The organism is Bradyrhizobium sp. (assembly GCF_035570375.1).
In the GTDB taxonomy this organism is placed as follows: Bacteria; Pseudomonadota; Alphaproteobacteria; order Rhizobiales; family Xanthobacteraceae; genus Bradyrhizobium.
The window spans coordinates 1-6551 of the sequence record NZ_DATMLW010000033.1 but is presented as its reverse complement, the minus strand read 5'-3'; the positions used below and the strand labels follow the sequence as shown (position 1 = coordinate 6551).

The following is a 6551-nucleotide window of genomic DNA, read 5'->3' as shown; positions in this document are numbered from 1 at the left end:
TGACCCGAACCGGACGTCCCTCCCATCTAATTTCGGTGTGAACCTGCTTTCCTCCATTGCGTTGCAGAACACGTGGCGCTGGCCGTCGCAACAGCCTAGCTGTCTGGCGCAGCGGCCGCGGGGCGAAGCTGCACCTTGCTGCCGTCGACAAGGGCGACCGGCGGATTGAGGATCACCTGTTCTCCGGCCTTGAGCCCGGTGTCCACTTCCACCCGCGTACCCAGATCGCGCTTCACGTTGACCTTGCGGATCTCCGCCTTGCCATTGCTGACAACCGCCACCTGCATTCCGTTGCGGTTGAAGATGAGCGCATCGGCCGGCACTGAAAGGCTCGACGTCTTGCGCGGGATGTGCAACTCGATCGTGCAGTAAATGCCGGGCGTCAGCGCGCCGTCGGGATTGGGTATGTCGATTTCGGTCAACAGCGTCCGTGTGCCGGGCTGCAGCGCATCGGCGATCCGGGTAACGGTGCCGGGGAACTCGCGATCGGGGATTTCCGGCACCCGCACGACGGCGCCGACGCCCGGCGCCACGCCGAAGGCCGCGTCCTGCGGCACGTAGGCCGAGACGCGGATGACGTTCTCTTGCATGATTTCGAACATGAACGTGCCGCTCGTCGCAGTTGGCGGGCCTTGCACCAGGCTGCCGACATCGACATTGCGCTGGGTGATGACGCCGTCGAACGGTGCCACCACCGAGGCATAGTCTCGATTCTGATAGAGCTGCTTGACCAGGTTCTCCTGCGCCGTGACGTTATGTTTCGCGGCGGCAACGCCGGCCTCCTGTGCCCTGAGGTTCTGGACGTCGACGTCGCCTTGCTGGCGGGTCACCCAGCCTTTCTCGACCAACGGTTGGTCTCGGTCCCAAGTCACCTGGCGGAGCCTTCGGTTGGCCTCCGCCTGGGTTAGCGCCGATTTGAGCTGATTGAGCGTCGCCTCGTTCTGCGAAATCTGGTCATCGAGTTCCGGTACTGCGAGCTGCGCCAGCAGTTCTCCCGCCTTGACATGATCTCCGATGTCGACGTTGCGCGTGGCGATATAGCCGGTTGCGCGCGCAAAGATGTTGGCCGCGGCGAATGCGGCCGTCGTGCCCGGCAAGGTGACCGAAAGGGTGCCGGGGCTCGCCTCGACTGTCGCGACGCGCACGCTGGGTACGAAGTCACGCGCCTGCTCGGCAGTCGCCGTGACCTGTTCCTGCTGCGAATATTGTCCCCACACTCCTAGCGAGAGGCCGGCGGCGAGGAGCAAAAACCCCCCGAGCGCGAATAGACGCCCGCCCCATCGACGGCGCACTGGCGGGCGATGCTTCGCGGGGATCTTAATCTCGCGGTCGACCGCGGGGTTGCCTTGGCGATCCCGGTCGATCACGTCATCGCGATCGCGGACATCGAGATCATTCATCGGGGAGATCCTCGAACACGCCATAGACTGTGACGCCGTCGTTGCGCTTGCGCAGCATCGCAAACAGATAGGGAACGATGAGCAGGGTGGTGGGAGTGGCAAACAGCAGGCCGCCGATCACCGCGCGCGCCAATGCCGCGTTCTGCTCCTCGCCGGGGCCACCAATCGCCATCGGGATCATGCCGGCGACCATCGCGGCCGCCGTCATCAGCACCGGGCGTATCCGGGTTCGGCCGGCGTCAAGTGCGGCCCGGAACGCGCTCCTGCCTTTGAGCTGTCGCTCCCGTGCGAACGTGACCAGCAGAATGGAATTCGCCGAGGCAACACCCACTGCCATGATAGCACCCATCAGCGAGGGGACATTGAGCGTCGTGCCGGTGATGAACAGCATTGTGACGATGCCGCAAAAGGTCGCCGGCAGCGCCAGGATCACGACAAACGGGTCGCCGAAATTCTGGTAGTTGACGACCATCAGCAGATATACGAACACGGCCGCAAACAGCAGTCCGATGCCCAGATCCCGGAAGGAGTCATGCATGCTCTGGATCTGCCCGAGAACCCGGATCGTGTTGCCGGGCTTGAGCTCCTTCTGCAGTTCGGCGACGATCTTGCCGATGTCACCCGCAATGCTGCCGAGATCGCGGCCTTGCACGCTGGCGTAAATGTCGTAGACCGGCTGGATATTGGTCTGGTTCAGATTGGTCGGCACGGTGTCGCGCTGCAATGTCGCGACGTTGCTCAACAGTCCCGGTATCGGCGGGCCATTGGCGGCGAGCTGGGTCGACACCGGGGTGTTGCCGAGTTCGTTGAGCGAGCTCACCAGATGCTCGGGCGTCTGGACTGCGATGTAGTAGGGGATTCCGGCCTTGGGGTCGGTCCAGAAATTGGTTGCGACCTGTTCCGAGGAGCTGAGGCTGGTATTGACATCGGTTGCGATGGCCTGCGCGTTGAGACCGAGCTGCAATGCCCGCGACCGATCGATGTTGACCATAAACGCCGGCGCATCGAGCTCTTGCTGCAGATGGGCATCGACGATGCCCGGAATGCCGGTGATGCGGCGTTGCAGCTCGTGCGTCACGCGCAGATTGGTGGCGCGGTCGCGACCGACGACTTGAACGTCGATCTGCGCCGGCAATCCGAAATTGAGGATCTGCGTGACCATGTCGGCGGCCTGCAAGTAGAAGGTCACCGAGGGAAAGGCGGCGGGCAACACTTCGCGCAGCCGGCGCACGTAGCTGGCGGTCGGCGCGTGCCCGTCTTTGAGGGAGATAAGGATCACGCCGTCGTTGACGTTGATCGTCGAGCCATCGGTGAACGCTAGGTTGTACTGTCGCTGAGGTACGCCGATGTCGTCGACGATCAGGTCGCGGTCGCGTGCCGGGATGACCTCGCGGATCTTGTCCTCGACTTCCTGGAAGATGCGCTCGGTGGCCTCGATGCGGGTCGCCGCCGGAGCGCGAACGTGGAGCTTGATCTGTCCGGCGTCGATGTCCGGAAAGAAGTCGCGACCGACCTCGGTGAACATCACGCCGCCCAGCGCGAGCATCAACGCCGCGACGACCGGAACGATGCCCCGCCGTTTAAGGAGCATCGTCAATATGCGCACATAGCCCCGGCGAAATAGCTCGAACCCGCGCTCAAAACGCGCGGACCAGTTGCCCGAGCCATCGTTCCCGTGGTGCTCGCCCTTCAGCAGCAGGCCGATGATGACGGGCGTCAACGTCCGCGACAGCGCGTAGGACGCCAACATCGCAAACACGACCGCGAACCCGAGCGGGGTGAATAGGAATTTTGCCGGCCCTTCGAGAAACACCACAGAGGTGAATACGCAGCTGATCGCCAAGGTCGAGACCATCGTCGGCACTGCAATCCCGGCGGAGCCATGCAATGTCGCCGCGGCGAGGCTCATGCCCCCGCTGCGCAGCCGGTGGGTGTTCTCGATCGTCACTGTGGAATCGTCAACCAGGATGCCGACCGCCAGCGCCATGCCGCCCAATGTCATCGTATTGAGCGTGTGGCCCATGAAATAGAGGATGACGATGGACGTCAGGATCGACAGCGGGATCGAGATCAGCACGATCAGGGTCGACCGCCATGAGCCGAGAAACAATAGGATCATCAACCCGGTGAGTCCCGCCGCGATCGCTCCCTCGCGCAGCACACCGGCGATCGATGCGGTGACGAGCTTCGATTGATCGAAGAGTTCGTTGATGCCGAGGCCGGGCGGCGCCGCCTTGCGGGCGACCTCGAGGACCTTGCGCACACCATTGACGACCGCGACAGTCGAGGCATTGCCGTTTTTTAGGACGCTCAGCAGTACCGAGCGGCGGCCCTCGTTGCGGACGATGTTCTGCTGCACCGCCCAGCCATCGTGCACTTGGCCGACATCCTTCAGGAACACCGTCTGCCCGTTGGTGTATTTGATTGGAATGTCATTGAGGTCGGCGATGCTCAGCGGCATCGCATTGGTGCGAACCGTGTATTGCGTGTCGCTGATCTTGACGAGCCCCGACGGCACTGTCAGGTTCTGAGCATTGACCGCATTGACCACGTCTGCCGGGGTCAGGCCCCTGGCCTGCAGCTTCAGCGGGTCGATATCGACCATGATCTGTCGGTACTTGCCGCCGTCGGGGGCCGGAAAAGTCACGCCCGGCACCGGCGCAAGCTGCTGGCGCAAATTGTAGAGCCCGTAATCATAGAGCTGCTGCTCGCTGAGACGGTCGGAGCTGAGGCTGAGCTGCAGCACCGGGACGCTCGACGCGTCGTACTTGACCACGATTGGCGGCTGGGTGCCCGCCGGCATCACCGCTCGGACAAAATTCGTCGCCGCGACGATCTGCGAGATGGCGAGGTCGAGGCTGACGTCGGGCTGGAAATATACCTTCTGTACCGAGATGCCGTTGAGGGTCTGCGCCTCCATGTTTTTGATGCCGGTGACGTTGCTGCTCATCGCGTACTGGCTGTAGGTCGTGAAGCGCTGCTCCATCTCCGGCACGCTGAGACCCGTGTACTGCCAGATCACCGACACCACCGGAATGTCGATCTCCGGGAAGATATCCTCCGGCATGACTGTGATGGCCGAAACGCCGAGAAACAGAATGAGGGCGGCCAGAACGTAAAAAGTGTACGGAAATCTCAGTGCAAATCGGACGATGCCCATCGCGCTATCCTTGTCCTAGCGATCCCGGCGGGCGCCGAGAGCTGCTCGGCCTCAAAAGACCGTCGCATAACCGGCGGTGTCGGCAGGTTTGCGTTAACGGCATTAGCAAAGCTCTCAAAGCGAGCTCGCCGTAGTTCCCGTAATGAGATCGGCCTTCCGGTTGAGGGCCGCGATCAGGCCGTCAATACCCTCCGCCTTGAGAATGCCGGCGAATTCGGAGCGGCGGGTCGCCACCTCGCTGATCGCGCCGTCGACATAGATGTCTGAGATGAGCCAGCTGTCGCCGCTGCGGCGCATCAGGTAATCGACCTGGACGGGCTCGCCATTGGCTTTGACGATCTGGCTCTTCACGATGACCCCGGTAGGCGCGGGCTGTTCGCCCGTCACCTCGAATTTTTGTCCGGCATAGCCATCGAAGCGGTCGGCATAAATTGCCGAAATGTAGCGGCCGAAGCTTTCGGTCGCCCGTTGGCGCTGCGCTTCAGTCAAACTGGCCCAGGACGGGCCAACTGCCAATCGGACCATCGAAACGATATCAAAGCTGCGGTGAATGACTGGCGCCAGTTGCATAAACCGGCCGCTTTGGCCCAGTGCATGCCCGCTCTTCATTGTGTTGAGCAGTACGTCATACAGTCCACGCACCGTGTCGCCGCCGCTCCCCGAAGCCGCGAGGATCGGGTATGAAAGGAAGCCGAGGCCGAGTCCAGTGGCTAAGGCCACAGCTTTAATCGGCAGTGAAGAATATCCTTTCGTCACGTTTCCTCTCCTTGGCGCGGGCGACCTGAATGAGAGCTGACGCGGCAGACGGGAATCCCAAGAACCCTGGCCAGCTCATCCGGCCTCACACCGTCCGCGCGCATCACCGCGATGACGACCGGGTCGTTCAGCACATCGCTAAGGTTTGGTTCGCGCGGGACCGCCTCGCTGGTCTCGCGAGGGCATCCGGTCGTCTTCATACCTGGCGCCCCTCCTCAGACGCATATCTCCGGCTCTAGCAGGACGGGACAGCAATCGACGGACGTCCCCGCTCTTGCGCTCCGACCTCGCGAGACGACATGAGTAGCAATCGTGAGGAGACAATCACGCCTTTGATGAACACGCTGTTCCGTATTTCGAGACAATAGGAGGGCCCCGATGGATCGGTTCGCCAGCGTCGCGGCGTTTGTGCGGGTCATCGAGAGCGGCGGCTTCTCGGCCGCGGGCCGGCATTTAAACCTGTCGAAGGCGAGGGTCAGCCACCAGGTCCAGGCACTGGAAAACGCGCTTGGGGTACGCCTGCTGAACCGCTCGACCAGGCGGATCAGCCTGACCGAGGCCGGCCGCAGCTATTACGAACGCTGCGTGCAGATTCTACAGGATTTGGAGGAGGCTGACGAAGCCGCCGGCGCCCAACAGGCGACCCCGCGCGGCCAGCTTCGCGTCTATTGCCAGCAGGGCATCGAGCAGTTCGTTGCGCCGGTCATCGTCGATTTTCTAGCCCGGTACCCCGACGCATCTGTCGATCTGCGAACCGGCCACGCGATGATCGACCTGGTGCAGGAGGCGTTCGACCTGGCGATCAGCGCGCAACCAACACCCGATTCGACCCTTGTCAGACGGCACCTCGCGACGTTGAGCCTGATGCTGTGTGGCGCCCCGGCCTATTTCAATAAGCATTCAGCGCCGCAAAGCCCGGCGGATCTCGCCAGCCACAACTGCCTGCGCTACCCCTACGCGCCGTTCGAGGACGGGTGGCGCTTTCTGGATGCTGGCGGCAATCCGGTGACGGCGCGCATATCGGGGAGCCTGATCAGTAGCAGCCCCGAAACCACCCGCGCCGCCGCCGTGGCCGGCATTGGGCTGATGATAACTGCGCCTTTTCTGATCGAGGACCTACTGGCCTCGGGAGCGCTGGTGCCGCTGCTGCCCGGCTACCGGGCGCAGCAGTGCGAAATCAATGCGTTCTATCCCCATCGCCGGCATCTGGCCGCCAAGGTGCGCGCGTTCATCGA

The 6551-nt window shown here is 62.7% G+C and carries 4 protein-coding genes; 1 reads left to right on the top strand and 3 read right to left on the bottom strand.

The features are described 5' to 3' along the window. Positions 1–95: 95 nt before the first annotated feature. The 3 genes from VNX23_RS03955 to VNX23_RS03945 form a co-directional block, all read right to left on the bottom strand. A complete protein-coding gene (locus VNX23_RS03955) occupies positions 96–1400 on the bottom strand; it encodes an efflux RND transporter periplasmic adaptor subunit (RefSeq protein WP_325627875.1) in 1305 nt (434 codons plus the stop codon). Further along, positions 1393–4560, bottom strand: a complete 3168-nt coding sequence (locus tag VNX23_RS03950; RefSeq protein ID WP_325627874.1) for an efflux RND transporter permease subunit — start codon at positions 4558–4560, stop codon at positions 1393–1395. Before VNX23_RS03950 ends, VNX23_RS03955 begins: the two co-directional genes overlap by 8 nt. 114 nt (positions 4561–4674) lie before the next feature. Further along, positions 4675–5316 carry an ABC transporter substrate-binding protein gene (locus VNX23_RS03945; protein ID WP_325627873.1) on the bottom strand — a complete coding sequence of 214 codons (642 nt, stop codon included), beginning with the start codon at positions 5314–5316 and terminating at the stop codon, positions 4675–4677. A 378-nt stretch (positions 5317–5694) separates the two neighbouring features. Here VNX23_RS03945 and VNX23_RS03940 point away from each other — a divergent pair. Then, positions 5695–6551 (top strand): LysR family transcriptional regulator (locus VNX23_RS03940; protein WP_325627872.1); only part of this gene is annotated, 857 nt, incomplete at its 3' end.

Coding starts and splice junctions, on each gene's coding strand:
- VNX23_RS03950 (WP_325627874.1), bottom strand. CDS start 4,560: ATGGGCATCGTCCGATTTGCACTGAGATTTCCGTACACTTTTTACGTT.
- VNX23_RS03955 (WP_325627875.1), bottom strand. CDS start 1,400: ATGAATGATCTCGATGTCCGCGATCGCGATGACGTGATCGACCGGGAT.